At 68.7% G+C, this 16,726-nt stretch carries 13 protein-coding genes, 3 tRNA genes and 1 pseudogene; 2 read left to right on the top strand and 15 right to left on the bottom strand.

The window, feature by feature from the left end; genetic code table 11:
* Nucleotides 1-158: 158 nt before the first annotated feature.
* The 8 genes and pseudogenes from SCAB_RS49560 to SCAB_RS29935 all read right to left on the bottom strand — a co-directional run.
* Nucleotides 159-711, bottom strand: a pseudogene (locus tag SCAB_RS49560) (helix-turn-helix domain-containing protein); the annotation flags it as partial.
* Nucleotides 712-1,105: 394 nt separating this feature from the next.
* Complete coding sequence (locus tag SCAB_RS29965; RefSeq protein WP_013003850.1) at nt 1,106-2,737, bottom strand: MFS transporter; 1,632 nt, start codon at nt 2,735-2,737, stop codon at nt 1,106-1,108.
* Nucleotides 2,738-2,831: 94 nt separating this feature from the next.
* Nucleotides 2,832-3,875, bottom strand: a complete 1,044-nt coding sequence (locus tag SCAB_RS29960) for an NAD(P)/FAD-dependent oxidoreductase (protein ID WP_231885145.1) — start codon at nt 3,873-3,875, stop codon at nt 2,832-2,834.
* Complete coding sequence (locus tag SCAB_RS47435; RefSeq protein ID WP_158512265.1) at nt 3,872-4,039, bottom strand: hypothetical protein; 168 nt, start codon at nt 4,037-4,039, stop codon at nt 3,872-3,874. The genes SCAB_RS29960 and SCAB_RS47435 overlap by 4 nt, the downstream gene beginning before the upstream one ends.
* Nucleotides 4,040-4,769: 730 nt before the next feature.
* The gene (locus SCAB_RS29950) at nt 4,770-5,648 is read right to left on the bottom strand and encodes an alpha/beta fold hydrolase (RefSeq protein ID WP_013003845.1); all 879 of its coding nucleotides are present in this window, start codon (nt 5,646-5,648) and stop codon (nt 4,770-4,772) included.
* 192 nt (nt 5,649-5,840) lie between these two features.
* Nucleotides 5,841-7,325: an ATP-binding protein gene (locus SCAB_RS29945; RefSeq protein ID WP_013003844.1), complete on the bottom strand. Its 1,485-nt coding sequence runs from the start codon at nt 7,323-7,325 to the stop codon at nt 5,841-5,843.
* On the bottom strand, nt 7,322-8,962 hold the full coding sequence (locus SCAB_RS29940) for an FAD-dependent oxidoreductase (RefSeq protein ID WP_086022895.1): 1,641 nt from the start codon (nt 8,960-8,962) through the stop codon (nt 7,322-7,324). The genes SCAB_RS29945 and SCAB_RS29940 overlap by 4 nt, the downstream gene beginning before the upstream one ends.
* Nucleotides 8,963-9,075: 113 nt before the next feature.
* Nucleotides 9,076-9,891, bottom strand: coding sequence for an oxidoreductase (locus tag SCAB_RS29935; RefSeq protein WP_013003842.1), 816 nt, complete (start codon nt 9,889-9,891; stop codon nt 9,076-9,078).
* 214 nt (nt 9,892-10,105) lie between these two features.
* Between SCAB_RS29935 and SCAB_RS29930 the strand changes: the two genes are divergently transcribed.
* Nucleotides 10,106-10,729, top strand: coding sequence for a TetR/AcrR family transcriptional regulator (locus SCAB_RS29930; protein WP_013003841.1), 624 nt, complete (start codon nt 10,106-10,108; stop codon nt 10,727-10,729).
* Nucleotides 10,730-11,791: 1,062 nt separating this feature from the next.
* Here SCAB_RS29930 and SCAB_RS29925 read toward each other — a convergent pair.
* The 4 genes from SCAB_RS29925 to SCAB_RS29910 all read right to left on the bottom strand — a co-directional run bounded on the left by SCAB_RS29925 (nt 11,792) and on the right by SCAB_RS29910 (nt 14,816).
* Nucleotides 11,792-12,130, bottom strand: a complete 339-nt coding sequence (locus SCAB_RS29925) for an XRE family transcriptional regulator (protein WP_013003839.1) — start codon at nt 12,128-12,130, stop codon at nt 11,792-11,794.
* Nucleotides 12,127-12,504: a type II toxin-antitoxin system RelE/ParE family toxin gene (locus SCAB_RS29920; RefSeq protein ID WP_049875791.1), complete on the bottom strand. Its 378-nt coding sequence runs from the start codon at nt 12,502-12,504 to the stop codon at nt 12,127-12,129. Before SCAB_RS29920 ends, SCAB_RS29925 begins: the two co-directional genes overlap by 4 nt.
* 235 nt (nt 12,505-12,739) lie before the next feature.
* A complete protein-coding gene (locus tag SCAB_RS29915; RefSeq protein WP_013003837.1) occupies nt 12,740-13,783 on the bottom strand; it encodes a ketopantoate reductase family protein in 1,044 nt (347 codons plus the stop codon).
* A gap of 616 nt (nt 13,784-14,399) precedes the next feature.
* Nucleotides 14,400-14,816, bottom strand: coding sequence for a winged helix-turn-helix transcriptional regulator (locus SCAB_RS29910; protein ID WP_013003835.1), 417 nt, complete (start codon nt 14,814-14,816; stop codon nt 14,400-14,402).
* Nucleotides 14,817-15,349: 533 nt separating this feature from the next.
* Here SCAB_RS29910 and SCAB_RS29905 point away from each other — a divergent pair.
* Nucleotides 15,350-15,706 carry a nitroreductase/quinone reductase family protein gene (locus SCAB_RS29905; RefSeq protein WP_078580356.1) on the top strand — a complete coding sequence of 119 codons (357 nt, stop codon included), beginning with the start codon at nt 15,350-15,352 and terminating at the stop codon, nt 15,704-15,706.
* Nucleotides 15,707-16,207: 501 nt separating this feature from the next.
* On the opposite strand, the gene SCAB_RS29900 is transcribed toward SCAB_RS29905, so the two are convergent.
* From SCAB_RS29900 to SCAB_RS29890, 3 genes are all read right to left on the bottom strand, one after another.
* Nucleotides 16,208-16,281: transfer RNA gene (locus SCAB_RS29900), tRNA-Ile, on the bottom strand.
* Between the two features lie 175 nt (nt 16,282-16,456).
* A tRNA-Asn gene (locus SCAB_RS29895) sits at nt 16,457-16,529 on the bottom strand.
* 6 nt (nt 16,530-16,535) lie between these two features.
* Nucleotides 16,536-16,608 (bottom strand) — tRNA-Asn (locus SCAB_RS29890).
* Nucleotides 16,609-16,726: the final 118 nt, after the last annotated feature.

The raw sequence follows: 16,726 nt of genomic DNA, 5'->3' as shown, positions 1-16,726 counted from the left end.
AGCCGGTGTCTCGACCCGGCCGGCACGCTCCACGACCGGTAGCCCGTGATCGGCCCCGACCGCACCCCAGGACAGGGGGCCCTGAATCGCCCTGCACCGGACGGACTTGGCCAGTTTGGTGGTGCTGTTGTGCTGGTTGCCCGGCTGGCCGAAGCAAGGAGAGCATGGCATGGCTGTTCCGGGCTCCACCGGCGGTCCAGGCCGGCCTGGACGAAGACCCGCAGCTCGGGGTTCTGGTGGATCTTCCGGGGCTTGGGGCGGGGGCAGCGGCTGCCTGCAACGGGCTTGAGCGGCGTAGCGCCGTGGTGCCACTGGCCGGTGATGCCACTGGCCGGTGATGCCACTGGCCGGGGGTGCCTGTGGTGCGGTTGCGGCGGATCTCGCGGCTGACGGTCGACGGACTGCGGCCCAGCTCGACGGCGATGGCCCTGACCGGCACTTTCTCCCGTACCCGGTCGGCGATGTAGACCCGTTCGTCCTGGCTCAGGCATCGCGACGACCAACGGACGGCGGCACCACCGGACGAACCGGTGATGCCGCCTTGTTCCCGCCGGACGGTCTGCGTCCGTTGCCCCGGCGCCTGCCGGCCTTCGAGTTCGACCCGACGATTCGGCACGTGTCCTCGTCGCGCACACCCTGCTGCATGAGCTGGAAGTGTGCAGCTCGCTCAGCAGAGAGCTTCGTGCGGCCCTGAAGGTACGGGTGACGCAGGGGCCTTCAGCCCGCGACGGTCGGGCCGGCTCGTGCATGACCTCGTCGGGGCCGGCCAGGACCGGGACGGTCGTGGCGGCTTCGTCGAGAGCGTCCTGGAGCGCGTCTCAGCCGTTCATGTCCGCGAGGACTTCAGTCGCGGCCTTCTGGTAGTCCGTCCTACTGAGGCCGTCACACTCGGCGGGCTTCAAGGCCTCGGAGTCCGCATCGGAGTCCGCATCGAGTACGGCCTTCATCGCCTTCGGTATGGGTGGACGTGGACCAGGCCCGCGCCCTGCGCGTCTCGCGCCGCCGGGTTCCTGGCCGACGCGCCTGGCGGGTGATCCGGCGGAGGCGGTGCCCGGCGACTCGGCGGACGCGTCCCTGGCGATCCGGTGGACGCCCCGTCGGCGATCTAGCGGGGGGACCCGGTGTGCTCCCGCACAGTCGCCGCCTCGCTCACCGCCGTCCCTGCCCCCGGCTCGGCGCTCTTCTTGGTGAACGCGCGCCGGCCCGGCAGGACCGCGAGGACGATGAGGGTTCCGGCGGCCATGACGATCCCGCCGATGAGGCTGGTCTGGGCGACTCCGTGGGCGAAGGCCTGGTGGACGGCGTCCACGGCGGCCTGGGCCTGCTGGGGCCCGGCGGAGGGGTCCTGCGCGACCCGCTGCGCGACGGCCAGGCCGGCGCCGACCGAGTCCTTGGCGGTCTCCATCGCCTCGGCCGGGAGCCGGTTGCCCACCAGGTCGGTCAGCTCGTCCCGGTAGGCCGTGCCCAGCAGCGAGCCCAGCACCGCGATCCCCAGCGCCCCGCCCAGCTCCAACGCGGTGTCGTTGACACCGCCGCCGACGCCCAGCTCGGACTCGGGGAAGGAGCCCATGATCGTGTCGGTCGCCGGGGAGATGGCCAGACCGAGCGCGAGGCCCAGCATCATCAGGGGCGCCAGGAAGTCCCCGTACGTCGACCCCTTGTCGATCTGGGTGAGCAGGAACATGCCCACCGTGCCGATGGTCAAGCCGGTCACGGCCATCACCCTCACCCCCAGCTTCGGGGCGAGCACCCCGGTCACCGCGGACCCGAGGAACACCGCACCGCCCAGCGGCAGCAGCCGTACACCCGTGTCCAGGGCGCCGTAGCCGAGGACGAACTGCAGGAACTGCGTCGCGTAGTAGATCACGGCGAACATGCCGAAGAAGAAGAACATCACCGCGAGCATCGAGCCGGTGAAAGGCCGCAGCGCGAACATCCGGACGTTCAGCATCGGGTGCGGGTGGCGCAGCTCCCAGGCGATGAAGGCGACCAGACCGACACCGGCGATCACGGCGGCCGTGACGGGGCCGACGCCCCAGCCGGAGTGCGGGCCCTCGATGGCGGCGTAGATCAGCGAGCCGACGGTCACGATCGACAGCAGACCACCGACGTAGTCGATCCGGCCCATGCCCTCCGCCTTGGACGGCGGTACCAGGGCGAGCGCGCCGAACACGGCGAGGACGGCGAACGGCACGTTGATCAGGAAGGTCGAGCCCCAGGCGTGGTTCTCCAGCAGCCAGCCGGAGACCAGCGGGCCGACGGCCACCGCCACCCCGGAGGTCGCGGCCCAGGCGGTGATGGCCTTGGCCCGCTCGCTCCGGGGGAAGGTCGCGACCACCAGGGACAGCGTGGCCGGCATCACGACCGCGGCACCGACACCCATGATCGCGCGGGCCACGATGACCAGCGAGGTCTCGTCGACCAGGCTCCCCATCACCGAACCGCCGGCGAAGATCAGCAGACCCAGCACCAGCGCGCCGCGCCGGCTGTACTTGTCGCCGATCGCGCCCAGCACCAGCATCAGCGCCGCGTACGGAACGGTGTAGCTGTCGACGACCCACTGCAGATCACTGCTGCTCAGGCTCAGGTCGGTGGTCATGTCGGGGGCGGCGACGATCAGTGACGTGTTCGCCATCACCGTGATCAGCAGGCTCAGGCACAGCACGAGCAGCGCCCACCAGCGCCGCGCGTAGGGCCCGGTCATTTTCTCCACGGGGGTGTTCGCGAGGAAGGTCATCAGTAGCTCCAGAGGGGGACGGGACGGACGGGCGGAATCACCTGACCGCCCGTGCGACAAGCGGGTGACGGGCTGAGATCTCCGGGCTTCAAGATCATTCCGTGACCCCTTGCGGGCTTCCCTCGGCGATCCCCTGGAGGGCCGCGTCGGTGTCCGCGACGGCCAGCACCTTGTTGATGTCGATTCCGGCCAGCGCACCGGCCGCTGCGGAGGCCCCGACCTGGGCAACCGGATCGGTGACGTTGCCGGCCACCCACACACCCGGCACCTCGGTGGTGCCGTCGACACCGGAGGCGAAAGTGCGGCCCGTCGGCAGGTCCTGCACCGGCAGGCCCAGACCTTCCAGGCCATGGGTGCGGGCCTGCATCCGCGGGGCGACCGCGAGGACGCGGCGGGCCACGACCTGGCCGTCGGCCAGGCGCACTCCGGCGAGGGCACCGTCGGCGTCGTCGACGACCTCGGTGACCGGGGTGTCGATGACGCGGATGCCGCGGGCGGCGAAGCGGGCGCGGGTGTCCTCGTCCAGGTCGGTGCCGTGGGTGAAGTAGGTCAGGTCCTCGGTCAGCTGACGGAACAGATACGCGTGGCCGATGGACGCCGTGCCGGTGGCGAGGACGCCGATGGGCTCGTCGCGCACCTCCCAGCCGTGGCAGTACGGGCAGTGCACCACACTGTGTCCCCAGTGCCCGGCGAGCCCGGGCACCTCGGGCAGCACATCCTTCAGGCCGGTGGCCACCAGGATGCGGCGCGCGGTGACGCTGCGGCCGTCGGCCAGGGTGACGGTGAACCTCAGGTCCCCGTCCACCGACGGAGCGGCGGAGTCGGCCGAGACCACCTCACCGAACACGACACGTCCGCCGTACTGGCGCACCTGCTCCCGGCCCCGTCGAAGGATCTCGGACGGCGGGGTGCCGTCCAGGGCGATGAGGCCGTGCACCGCCTCCGCGGGCGCGTTGCGCGGGGAGCCGCTGTCGATCACGACGACCGAGCGGCGGGAGCGGGCGAGGATCAGTGCACCGTTCAGCCCCGCGGCGCCCCCGCCGATCACCACCGCGTCGACGGTCCCCTCGGGCAGAGCGTCGCTCGCGTGCGGAGGAGTCGCCGCAGCCACGGCCTCCTGCCTTTCCTGATCAGTCATGGTTCGGTCGATCCTTCGAGTTCTGGGTGGTTGGAGGGGCAGCCGTTCAGGAAGCGCAGGAAGCGGGCGGCGACCGTCGTGGGCTGTTGTGAAGAGTCCGGCCCCGGTTTGCCGAGGTCGTTCGTGATGGACGGATCCAGTACGTCGATGAACGCCTTCGCCAAGATCGCGAGGATCAGACCGCACCGCATCGGCCTGGAGGGCACCGCAACGCCAGGCGTGCACGCAGCCTGTCCAGCCTGTCCGGTGAGCTCAGGGCCGTTGTGTACTGAACAGTCAGAAACTTAGCCGTTCTGTACTGAGTTGTCAAATACGGCGGGTCGGCCCTCGCTCAGCACAACGGCGGCGGCAATGCACCGATCGGGGCGGGGGCCGCGAAGGCGGCGTTCACGTACATCACCCACCGCCACGACGCCGCGTGGTGAGCATGCCGCCGGGCAGCAGCCCGAACCGCTCGCGGACTTCGGGCCCGTGGCCGCCTCCGAGGACCTTGTCAGTCAGGCAGCGCGGCGAGCCTCTGCACCGCGTGTCATTCAGCCCGGCGGCGATGCCTCTCATCGGAGGGGCGGTCCGGCAAGACCGTCCCTGACGGGCCACCAGTCCGCTACACGCCCGACGACGCCTCTGACCAGGCCAGACAGCGAAACGGTGCTGGAGTGCCCAGGGTCAGGCCGTGATCGGCTCCGGTGGTACCGGCAGTGCCATGAGGTGGAGCAGTTCAGCGACTTCGGCGTCGAGTCGTGCTCCGACCTCGGCGATGCGGGGATCGCCGAAACGAGTCGTCGGTGTCGATGACAAGGCGGTTGACGAGGTGGGGGGGGACGGTCTGAGTCATGGCACTTCCTCATGTCCTGACGGGGCTGGGCGGCGGGTGCCGATGGCTGCCGGGTCGGGTCAGGCCGCGTCGAGCAGGATCCGCGCCATCTCGTCGGGACGCTCCAAGGCGGAGAAGTGGCCGGTACGGGGCACGGTGATGCGGTGGACGTCCGTCAGCGCGTTGGCCACGCGGTCCCGCTCGGCGGGACGGGACCAGTCGTTCTCGCTGTAGACGAGGGTGACGGGTGCCGACACGCGCGGGTAGCGCTCGCGGGCCCTCTCGAATCCCTTGAGGCTGCGGAAGATCCCTCGGGCCACCTTGTCGTAGCCCTTGCGGCGGCCGCTTCTCAGCAGCTCGGTGATGAAGTCCTCGGGCAGCCGGGCCTTGTCGACGTAGCCGCCCTGCAGGATGGCCCGGAAGACGGGCCGCGGCTCTTGGGTGGCGAAGAAGGGGCCCAGCACGGGCATCCGCACGCTGGAGATGATGACGCGGGCGATCCAGTTCCCGCGTTCACCTCCCTGAGGGTAGTCGTAGCTGTTGAAGGCCACGACCCGGCCGACCCGGTCCTTCAGGTCGACCGATGCCGACAGGGACAGGGCGCCGCCGAGCGATTCGCCCGACAGGGTGACGTCGTGAAGGTCCAGTCCGCGGACGAATTCGACGACCGCGGCCCGCAGTTGCGGCTCCTCGTACTGTGCGCCGGGGACGATGTCGGACCATCCCATCCCGGGCAGATCCAGCGCGTAGACCGTGTAGTGGTCCCACAACAGCGGGATCACCCGCTGGAAGTAGTCGAGCTGGCCGCGCACGGTGTGCATCAGCACGAGGGCGGGGCCGGTGCCCACCGTGTAGTAGCGCAGCCGCGAGCCATCGGCCCGGGTGAAGAACCGCACCTCGCCGCGGCCGTTGCTCCAGGTTCTCGCGTACGTCACGTCGGGAGACTCGTTGCGTTCCATGGTTCTGTCCTCTCCGGTGAGGAGAATGCCGCGATACCGGCATTCACCTCATTTCGCTGGCCTGTGAAGTTGATCAGGTGCAAAGGGGTGCGGTCGCCCGAGGCGTCCTGTCTCGGAGAGCACCGCCCGCGCTCCGGAGTCGACGTCCTGGCCGGCGTCTCCCCCGCTGCGGTCGATTTCCGGTGTCCTTGGTCATGAGGGCTCCTGAGCCGGGTCGGAGACGGCGTCGGGCTCGATGTCAGGGTCGGTGGCGGTGAGGGGGAGCAGCACCTGGAAGCGGGTGTCGCCGGGTACGGACTCGACTCTCAGGTCACCGTGGTGCTTGTTGACGACGATCCGCCAGGAGATGTCGAGCCCCAGCCCCGTGCCCTCGCCCACCGGTTTGGTGGTGAAGAACGGGTCGAAGATCCGGCCGCGGACCTCGGCCGGCACTCCCGGGCCCGTGTCGCGGAACTCCACCAGCAGCCGGTCGTGCACCACAGCGGTGCGTACGGTCAACGTCCCTTCGCCGCCCGCGCTCCTGATGGCGAAGACCGCGTTGTCGATCAGGTTGGTCCACACCTGGTTCAGCTCGGCCGGGTAGGCCGGAATCCTCGGCACCGAACGGTCGTACTCCTTCACGACCTTGACCTGTGGACCGATCTTGCCCGACAGCATCAGCAGCGTGCTGTCGAGGAGTTCGTGGACATCGGCGACCTGGTAGGGCGCGCGGTCCAGCTGCGAGTACTGCTTGGCGGCGTCGACGAGGTGCGAGATACGGGCGGTGGAGTCCTCGATCTCGGACATCAACAGCTCGGTCTCAACTGTGTAGTTGAGGCACTCGATGGCACTCTGCAGGATTTCCCGCTCGTCGACGGCCGTCGCGATCTGCTCCAGCCAGTCGATGTCGAGACCGCCCTGTACGAAGGTAGGCGCGATCTTCCAGCCGTTCTGGACACCGTGGTCGTCGAGCCAGTCGGCGAGTTCGTCCTCCCGGTCGGAGGCTTCGAGCGGGCTCAGTGGCGGCGCCTTGGAGACCCGCTCGGCCGTACGCTCCTGGAGGTCGAGCAGGGCCTTCAGGGCGTCGCCCCGGTAGGGGCCCGAGGCGATGGCGCTGAGCTTGTGCCGCATGTGCGCGGCCCGGTCCCTGAGCGACGAGGTGGCCCGTACGGCCGCCGCGGCCGGGTTGTTGAGCTCATGGGTGAGACCCGCTGACAACGAGCCCAGCGCCAGCAGCCGTTCGCGCTGCCCGATGGCCTGCTGAAAGGTCTGCGAACCGAGGAAGAGCCCCTCCAGGAGATGGACCGCCATCGGAAACCACTCGTGCATGAAGGTCGCGAACGATTCGGCGGGCAGGACGAAGAACCGCGTCGGCTCCGACACCCGCAGCGAGTTCATGTACCGCTGCGGTTTCCCGTCCCCGACGTACGCCCGCACGGCCCCCGCGTACACCCCTGGCTGGGACGTGCGGCTCACCTCGATGTCGTCGCCGCCCACCCGGCGCGACATGACGACCGTGCCCTCGATCATCACGTAGAAGCAGACCGCCGCGTCACCTTCGGTGAACACCGGCCCGGGGTCGAACAGTTCGACCCGCCCCTCGCTGCACAGCCTGTCGATCTGCTCGGAGCTCAGCCTCTCGAACAGGAACAGCGAGCTGATCTCCGCCGCGCTGCACGGCATCAGCCGCCCGCTCACGACTGCTCCAGATACCGGTGGACGAGCATCACGGCCATGGCTCCCTCTCCGACGGCGGACGCGACCCGCTTGGCGGACTCCGCGCGCGCGTCCCCGGCGACGAACACGCCGGGGATGTTGGTCTCCAGGTGGTACGGCGGCCGGTCCAGCTCCCAGTTGGCCGGTGGCCGCCCGTCGGCGGTCAGATCGGGCCCGGCGAGGATGAACCCGCGCTCGTCCCGCAGCACCGTGCCCTCCAGCCAGTCGGTCAGCGGGGCCGCGCCGATGAACACGAACAGCCATTGTGCGTCGACCAGTTCGGTCCGACCGCTCGTCGTGTCACGCAACATCAGCTGTTCCAGGTGACCGTCGCCGTGCGCGGCCTCGACGACCGTGTGGGCCCGTATCGAGATGTTCGGCGACTCGGCGATCTGCTGGATCAGATAGTGCGACATCGACGCGGTGAGGTCCGCTCCGCGTACCAGCAGGGTGACCGACTTGGCGCCCCGGGACAGATACATCGCCGCCTGCCCGGCCGAGTTGGCACCGCCGACGATGTACACGTCGTGGCCCTGGCAGGCGGCGGCCTGGGTGAGCGCGGACCCGTAGAACACCCCGCGGCCCGACCACTCGTCGGCACCCGGCGCCTCCAACTGCCGGTACGACACACCGGTCGCCAGGATCACGCTGTGCGCCGCGATCTGCGACCCGTCCGCGAACCGTACGAGCCGCCCCGCCCCGCTGCTCTCCAGACCGGTCACCTCCCGCGCGGAGAGGATCTCGGCGCCGAACTTCGTGGCCTGGCGTCGCGCCCGGTCCGTGAGCTGGCCGCCGGACACACCGTCCGGGAAGCCCAGATAGTTCTCGATCCGCGAACTCTGCCCCGCCTGCCCGCCGGTCGCCGACCGCTCCACGAGCACCGTACGCAGCCCCTCCGAGGCCCCGTACACGGCCGCGCCCAGCCCGGCCGGCCCGCCGCCGATGACGACCAGGTCGTAGAAGTCGACCGTGGGCGTCGTCGCCAGCCCCACGTGCGCGGCCAGCTCCGGCACCTCCGGCTCGACGAGCGCCGTACCGTCCGCCGTGATCACCACCGGGAGCCGCTGCCCGTCCTCGCCCGCGGCCGCGAGCAGCCGCTGCCCCTCGGGTTCCTCGGTGGAGTACCAGCGGTACGGCACCTGGTTGCGGGCCAGGAACTCCCGTACGTCCGACGAGCGCGCCGACCACCGGTGCCCGACGACCTTGGTGCTCGGCACCGGCCGGAAGTCACTGCACCGCCACGCCTCCAGCAGGTCGTCCAGCACCGGGTAGAGCTTCTCCTCCGGGGGGTCCCAGGGCTTGAGCAGGTAGTGGTCGAGGTCGACGACGTTGATCGCGTCGATCGCCGCGTTCGAGTCCGCGTACGCGGTCAGCAGCACGCGCCGGGCGCCCGGATAGAGGTCCAGGGCCTGTTCGAGGAACTCGATGCCGTTCATCTGGGGCATCCGGTAGTCGGCCAGGATCACCGCGACCGGATCACCGCGCAGCTTCAGCTCCCGCAGCGCCTCCAGCGCGGACTCTCCGGACTCCGCGCGCACGATCCGGTACGAGGCGCCGTAGCGCCGCCGCAGATCTCGGGCGACGGCCCGGGACACCCCGGGATCGTCGTCCACGGTCATGATGACGGTCCGCGCAGCGTCCGAGGGCGGTCGGACGAGAGATGCTGATACCTGCTTCGGTGTCTCTGGTTCGGACATGTACGTCTCCTCGGGCGCCGCCCCGTACTGCGGGGTCAGCCGGCCAGTCGGTTGAGCTTGCGGATCTGTCTGTCGAAGGCGCGCGAGGGCACGATCCGGCGCAGGACGCTGACGCGTTTGGCCATCGAGCCGGCGGTGTACCGGAGCTTGGGCTTCGAATCGGTGGCGGCCGCGACGATCGCCTTCGCGACAATGTCCGGGGCGTCGGCGTTGCGCACGGCCGTGGCCAGCACGTCTCGGGAGACCTCCCGCTGTGCGGCGTAGACCGGCAGGGGCGAGTCGGGGGCCATGCTGCTCGCCTCGAAACTCGTCTTCGTGTAGGCCGGCTCGACCAGCAGCATCCGGACGCCGTGCTCGCGCAGTTCATGATCGACGGACTCGGAGTAGCCCTCGACCGCATGCTTGGCGGCGGCGTAGACGGACATGAAGGGGGCTGGGATCAGACCCAGTACCGAGGAGACATTGACCACGCGGCCACCGCCCTGGGCGCGCATGAGGGGCAACACTGCGTTGGTCATCCGCATCACGCCGAAGACGTTGATGTCGAAGACCTCCTTGGCCTGGCTGGTCGAGCTCTCCTCGCCGGCGCCGACCGCGCCCACGCCCGCGTTGTTGACCAGGACGTCGATCCGACCGAACCGATCGATCACCTCCCCGACCAGGGAGCGGACCGACTCGTCGCCGGCCACGTCGAGATCGAGGAACGTCACCCCGGCGAGCGGCTCGGCCTTCGCCGCGTTGCGGCTCGTGCCGACCACCGCGAAGCCGACGCCCACGAGGGCGAGCGCCGCCGCCCGCCCGATCCCGGAGGAGGCGCCCGTCACGAGGGCCACTCGGTGAGCTGTCTGCATGGTGGTTCCTTCGGTTTCCTTCGGTTGTGATCATGACTTCGCCGGGCGCTGCGCGGGGCCGCCTGCGCTCAGGCCGACTCGGTCGGCACCGGTCCTGCAAGCCCGAACCAAGCCTGTCCGGCGAGCTCAGGACGGTTGTTTACTGAACAGTCCGAAACCTAGGCAGTTCTGTACTGAGTTGTCAAGAAGGGTGGGTCGGCTTTACGGTCTTCGTATGGCGAGACCACGAAGCTTCGACCGCGACCACGTCCTCCATGCCGCCGAGCGGCAGTTCCGCACCTCGGGCTACAACGGCACGAGCGTCGACGACATCAGTGCCGCCACCGGCCTGGGCCGCGGCAGTCTCTACGGCGCGTTCGACGGCAAGCACGGCGTGCTGCTGGAGGCGATGGCCGGCTACTTCGCCCGGCTGGCGCAGGGTCCGCGCAAGATGCTCGCCGGGCCTGACGAGGGCGCCCTGGAACGACTGCACCAGTACTTGCTCCGCGCCGTCCACGGGGTACCACTCGCCGCGGACGTACCCCCCGCCTCCGACCGGGCGGGGGCGGCCTGCTTCGCCGCCAAGATGGCCCTGGAGATCGGCGCCTCCGACCCCGAGGTGAAACGCCTGGCCAACGACTGCTTCTCCGTGGTCCGGGCGGCGGTGGCCGAATGCGTGCAAGCGGCACAGCGCAACGGCGACATCGACCCCGACGCGGATCCCGACGACCTCGCGTACCTACTGCTGACGATCATCCGCGGGAGCGACGTCGTGGGCGCGTACGGCCACGACCCCGACCGCCTGACCTCGATTGCGGAGAGCGCGTTCGCCTTGCTGCCTCGCCCGCGCCACCCCTGAGAAGGGCACGGCCTGCCTCGCTGCACAGGCATCTGACCGTGCGCGTGGCTGCGGGCTCCTGACAAACGCACGGGTCGGTCGCGGGACGACCGGTGCGGGTGGCGGTGAGGCAGGTCCTCGGGCGACGACTGGGTGCCCATCGGCCCGCGGGGCCACTACCCCCACCCTGAGGAGGCAACGTCTATCAGCGTGCGGGCGGCCACCCCCGTTTCGGGCGGCAGCGAAAGCTTGCGACCGGCTTCGGCGTTGCCGCAGCCCAGTGCCACCTGCGCCAGGACGTCGCGTTCCCGGGGTGAACGAGGACGTCGGCGGAGGAGTGGTGCCGAACTGCGTCCGAACTCGGCAAGCCCCTGGACGCCCGGCGCCCGGACAGCGGATCACGTCGCGCCTCAGCGGCAGCGGCCACTCAGGCCGGCCCGTCCCGCCATGCCTGCCGACCCCTTCCGGGCCGCCTCCAGTACGGGCCGTTTCGCGCCCCGACTCGCCCCTCAGTCAGACGGTCCCCCGCACCCACCCGCCGACCCGACCGAGCCGACTGTCGATGGTCACCGGGCAGCGCTTCTGATTCCTCGCGTCCAGCCGGCGTCCGGAATCCAGCGCCAAAGCGTCGTACACGCCACCCACAGCATTCCGCCCGAACACCGGAACGCGGCACCCGCGCAGTCCGTTCAGGCAAAGCTGACGACCCGACAGGACAAATTGAACGTTTCCGCAGGTCAGAGACCTGCAAAGGTGGGGCGGGTGGGACTCGAACCCACGGCCGACGGATTATGAGTCCTTCGAGGATCTTGGCGGCCCTTGTCGATCCATGCTCGTCCTGGCCGTTTTCCCAGGTCAGGGGCGGTTTGGCACCCCAACCCTTCTCGGCCCTTGTCAGTCTTTTCCGATCCTTGTGACCAACCAGCGTCCAGAACTCGTCCCGGAAGGACAAGCCCAACCAGCTTCCGAGACGATCACCGCAGCTCGGGAGTGCGCCTCGAACCCACGCGCAACGGATTGGCTTACCAACGAGGTGACGCTCCACCCCTGCGGGCAGACCTGGGGCACGGCGTTTCCATCGGATCAGCCGAGGACGTAGCTCTCATCACCGAAGTCAGCGACGATCTTCAACTTGCCGCCGAGCGCCTTGACGTAGGCGGCGAGAGTGTCGACCTCGCTGCGCTCCAGCTGGCCCTTCTCGATGCGCGAGACACGGGCCTGGGTGACGCCCATGGCTTCGGCCACCTGGACCTGTGTGGTGTGCTGCCGCTTCCGCAACTCGGCGAGGCGGTGCACACGGGAGGCCAGGACCATCGCCTGCGCCCCCTTCTGGATCTGGTTCTTTTCGGCGTCGGTGAAGGCGAAGTCCCCGGCCAGGTCTCCCCAGGAGACGGCCTGCGGGTCCTTGAGGTGATCAGTCATCGTTCCCCGTCCTCTCCATCGATTCGCTTCAGATGCTCCGCGTACGCCTGCTCCGCCTGGGGCACCGCGACGCGGTACCAGCCGGACCAGTTGCCCGCCTTGTCACCGCCGACCAGGATCACGGCCTGGCGGTCCGGGTCGAACACGAACAACAACCGCACTTCCGTGGCCCCTGCCGAGCCGGGGCGGAGCTCCTTGAGATTCGACAGGGCCGAGCCCTTGATCGTGTCCACCAGAGGTCGACCCAGCGCGGGGCCTTCCTCCTGGAGGGCGGTGACAGCCTGGCTGACCTGGATCAGAGTGTCGCGGTCGGTACGGCGCAGGTCGTGAAGCCACGAAAGAGCCGGCTCAACCACGACGATCTGCCAAGCCATTCGCGTCCCCATCTGCAATTATTACACGAGTAGCATACACCACTGGTGGCATATTGGGAGGGGTTACAGTCCTCACAGTGCTGACACGTCGCAAGAGCCAGTTCCGCTACGTCGTTGAGCAGACCTTCCCACTCCTTCACTCTGAGGATGAGCAGTTTTAAGCGGCACCCGCGCGCCGACGATCCCGGAGGCCCCCTACCGACCGTTGGGTGGATGTATCCGCGTTCGGGTGACCCTAGCTCGGCATGTTGGCGTGGCTGGCCGCTTCATGCGCCTCGAGCCGCGCCAGCAATTCCTGTAGGGCAGACATCCGTCGACCCTGGCGCCGGCCGTCGGCCAAGTCGGTGCGCATGGATTCGACGTCCTGGACGCGAACCTTGTCACCGTGCTGGAAGCGACTGAACGCCATGTAGTCCAGCGGCCCAACCTCCCGTGCCACCTTGAGATTCACTGATGCCGTCAGGCGCGGGCCCAGAACCGCGGCCATCACTTTGCCGAGCAAGCCGTTCTGAGGCAGCGACATGATCTCGCCCTGCGCTCGGCACGCCAGGCGCCAGAGTTCCTTGTCCGCCACCACGGTGGCGAAGTCGTCGGGCCAGCCGGCGATCTCGCACGCCGAGAACATCGGGAAGAAGGCACTGGCACTGTTGACCAGGAACGCGTTCCCCGCGGTGCAGCGCGAGACGCCGTTGAGGTCGTAGAGCGCGGCGAACTTCTTCGCAGCCGCCTTGTTGCTGGCTCCGACGCGGAAACCGACCTTGTTCGCCGGATGCCTGTAGCAGACGCTGGCCTTGGCAACCATTGCCGGATCTGTCGGTGCGTGGACGGGCAGGTCGGCGTCGGCCTGATGACTGAGCATGGCGAGCATCCCGGCCAGCAACTGATCGTCGGCAATCCGCATGACGTCCAGGTAGTGCTCACGCAGCCCTTTGCCGATTCCACACATGATCACCGTCGCGTCGGTGCCACGGATCACGTCGCCGAGCGCGCGCAGCAGGGCCGTGCCTTCGGCCGAGCGGCTGACATGGCCGTCGAGCGTGACAACGACAAACTGGAACCGCGGCTCTACCAGTTCGTCGACGCCTTCGACGACGGTGTAGCCGGCAAACGTCTTGAGTGCGGCGTCGTCGTACGAATAGAGCTGTTGCGGGGCCGCGAACACGGCCTTTCGTCCAGGACGGACGAGGAAGGTGATGTCAGCACCGGCCAGGCTCAGGTGGTAGCCAACCGCCATCCCTACGGCACCAGCGCCGACGATCAATACTGAGGGCTTGCTCATCGATCTTCTCCTCCGGATGACCGGACAGAACCGGTACTGCGTCCAAGCACGAGCAGTTTCATGACGGGGAATCCCTTTGCGTTCGGACTGGAGCGGGCGTGAGGTCCCGGCCACACCTGACGGACGGTCGTGTGGGCGATCGATTCACGCGGCGGTGCGTCCGCCATTCCTCCCGGCCAGATACCGGGCCTGCTCGCGTGCGTCGGCGAGGGACGCCTCTTGCAGCGCCATGATGGACCAGCACGGAAGGCCGTACAAAAGGAACATCGGTGTCCGTACGGGACGTGGATGTGTGCCTTGGAAGCCGCAGACCGACCGGATGCGGCCGGGAGCCGGGCCGCCATCCCCGCCGAGTGAAGGGACTTCATCCGGCAGACACCGGACCAGGTCGGTGACAGGAGCATGCTGGTGGGCTCCGTCCGGGGGGGCGGTCCCCTGTGCTACCGCGATCCTGTGACGCGAGATCCCCGGCGTCTCCCGTGATCAGGGATGTGACGAGCACCGGGTCCACGCTGCCGCCGCACCCTGATGTCCGACGGGTGGGTGCGCTTCGACGACGCGACAGCGACTTGAGCGGCCCGCCGCCTCGACCGCGGATTCCGACCGGTCAGGGGGGTCACATAGCTGAACGCTCTCGGTTCCGGCGGATCTCGTCATGGTGATCGGCGGCCCAGCCGATCATGGAGACCACGATGTCGTTGAGGCTGGCGCCCAGGGGAGTGAGCGCGTACTCCACGCGCGGCGGAACCTCGGCGTAGGCGGTCCTGGAGACCAGGCCGTCGTGGTGGAGCTGGGCCAGGGTGCGCGAGAGCATGCGCTGGGAGATGCCGGGGATGTAGCTCTGCAGCTCCTTGTAGCGCATCACGCCGCCGCCCTGGAGGCTCCCGATCACCATCAGGGTCCACTTGTCGCCGATCCTCTCCAGGACCTGGCGGATGAAGTCCGCATGCTCGACCGGGACCGCGGTGCAGGCCGCGGGGAGTGCCGACCCGTCCGGCGCGGCGGCATTCTCGTGAGCTGCTACGGCCTCCATTGCGGACCTTCCCCTTCGGTTGCGGACACGGGTGTTCCTTTTGTACCGCCCTCCATGCTGGCCCATGATGGCGCTACGCACCAACCGTAAGTATTGGAGGCGAGTGCCATGAAGGCAGAAATCCAGTCCGAGGCCACCTCCCTCCGGGACGCCTGGACGAGCGGCGCCGCCCGCCGCGACCTGGGGCCTCGCAAGTACCGCACCTGAGAGCGGCCGGCATCTCGGCCCGCTTCACCGACCCCGCCCGGCAGACCCCGGAACAGGCGGCCGCCACCGCCGACCAGGACCAACTCGTCGAAGAGTTCTCCCGGGGCGAGCGCATACCTGTCACACACCGTCGCGGTGGGTCCCTCGCGGCCCACCGCCCCCGACCCGGGCACTCAACGCCACCAGACATCCCCTCAGGAGCCCGCCATGAGCCAAGGCGACACCACCCCCGCCAAGCGCCCCCGGTCGGGTTGATCCGGGCGGCCAACCGTCTCGTCCGCCCCCTTCTCGCCTCGCGCCTGCACGGGATCCTCAGCAGATTCCTGATGCTGCTGACCTACACCGGCCGCAAGTCCGGACGCCGCATCACCATCCCCGTCGGCTACTTCGACTGGGACCCCGGCACGGTCCTGGCCAGCACGTTCTCGCACAGCAACTGGATCCCCAACCTGCGCATCGGCCCCACCGTCCACCTGCGCATCCACGGACGGGACTACGAGGCGGTGCCCACCGTGATCGAGGACCACACCGCGATCACCGAGCTGCTCGCCGAGTTCGCCCACCGGAAGTCACCGCGCGAGGCGAAGATGGTCGGTCTGCCCGGAGACCGCAAACCCACGCCCGAAGAGCTGCACGAGGCCGGCGAGACGCGTCGCTTCGTCCTCTTCCGGCTCCAGATCTGACCGGACACGGCTTGAGGACTCACTCATCCACGGTGTCCTCACACAGATGATCGGCTCACCACTGACGCCCATGTCCGCAGAGCCGTTTCCTCTTCGGGCAGTTCCCCAACCTGCGGACCGCGAACCGGACGTACCGGCATCCGCACCGGCCTCGACGCCGGACCGGTGTCCGACCGGCCGCGAGGGGATGTGGATCGATCCCCCGCCCCCACGACAGGTGAATCCAGACAGCGAACCGCGTCAGAGACACCGTCGGCCAGGACCCTGCTGTGCCGCCCCGGCCCCTGTACAGCCCCTGGGTTTCGTCATCGGCCTCAAGGCAGCAACCCGGACGCCGAGCGACAACCTGGACCATCTACTCCGCCGCAGGTCAGAGGGTTACGACGCCTCCGACCACTACCCGGTTCCAAACCCACGAGCAGCGGATCCAGTCCGTTCAGGCGAAGTTGACGACCCGACAGGACAAATTGAACGTTTCCGCAGGTCAAAGCCCTGCTGAAGTGGGGCGGGTGGGACTCGAACCCACGGCCGACGGATTATGAGTCCGCTGCTCTAACCGGCTGAGCTACCGCCCCGTACGGCGTGTCGCGTACATGTGTGCGCGCCGTCTGCCGCAGCATAGCCGCTCATACGATCTCCTGCTTCGGATGGTCGGCCTTCGCATGCGCTTCTTGACCTTGAGGACTTCGGCGGCGCGCACGCGGTTCCCCCGGACATGAAAAAGGACCCCGACGGGGTCCTTCCTCACTGCTCTCCCGACTGGACTCGAACCAGTAACCTGCCGGTTAACAGCCGGCTGCTCTGCCAATTGAGCTACGGAAGATCGAAGCTCCCCCGACTGGACTCGAACCAGTAACCTGCCGGTTAACAGCCGGCTGCTCTGCCAATTGAGCTACGGAGGATTGCCTCGCTGCATCGAACGTACCTCCCTGGGTATTCGCCAGGGGGCGTGCGCTCGCTGCGACACATACATTAGCGCAAGCAGGGGGGTGCTCCGCCAATCGGTATCCCCCGCGCCCG

The organism is Streptomyces scabiei 87.22 (genome assembly GCF_000091305.1).
Lineage (GTDB): Bacteria > Actinomycetota > Actinomycetes > Streptomycetales > Streptomycetaceae > Streptomyces > Streptomyces scabiei.
Note: the sequence above shows the minus strand (reverse complement) of the source record. Positions and strands in the feature narration are given on the sequence as shown.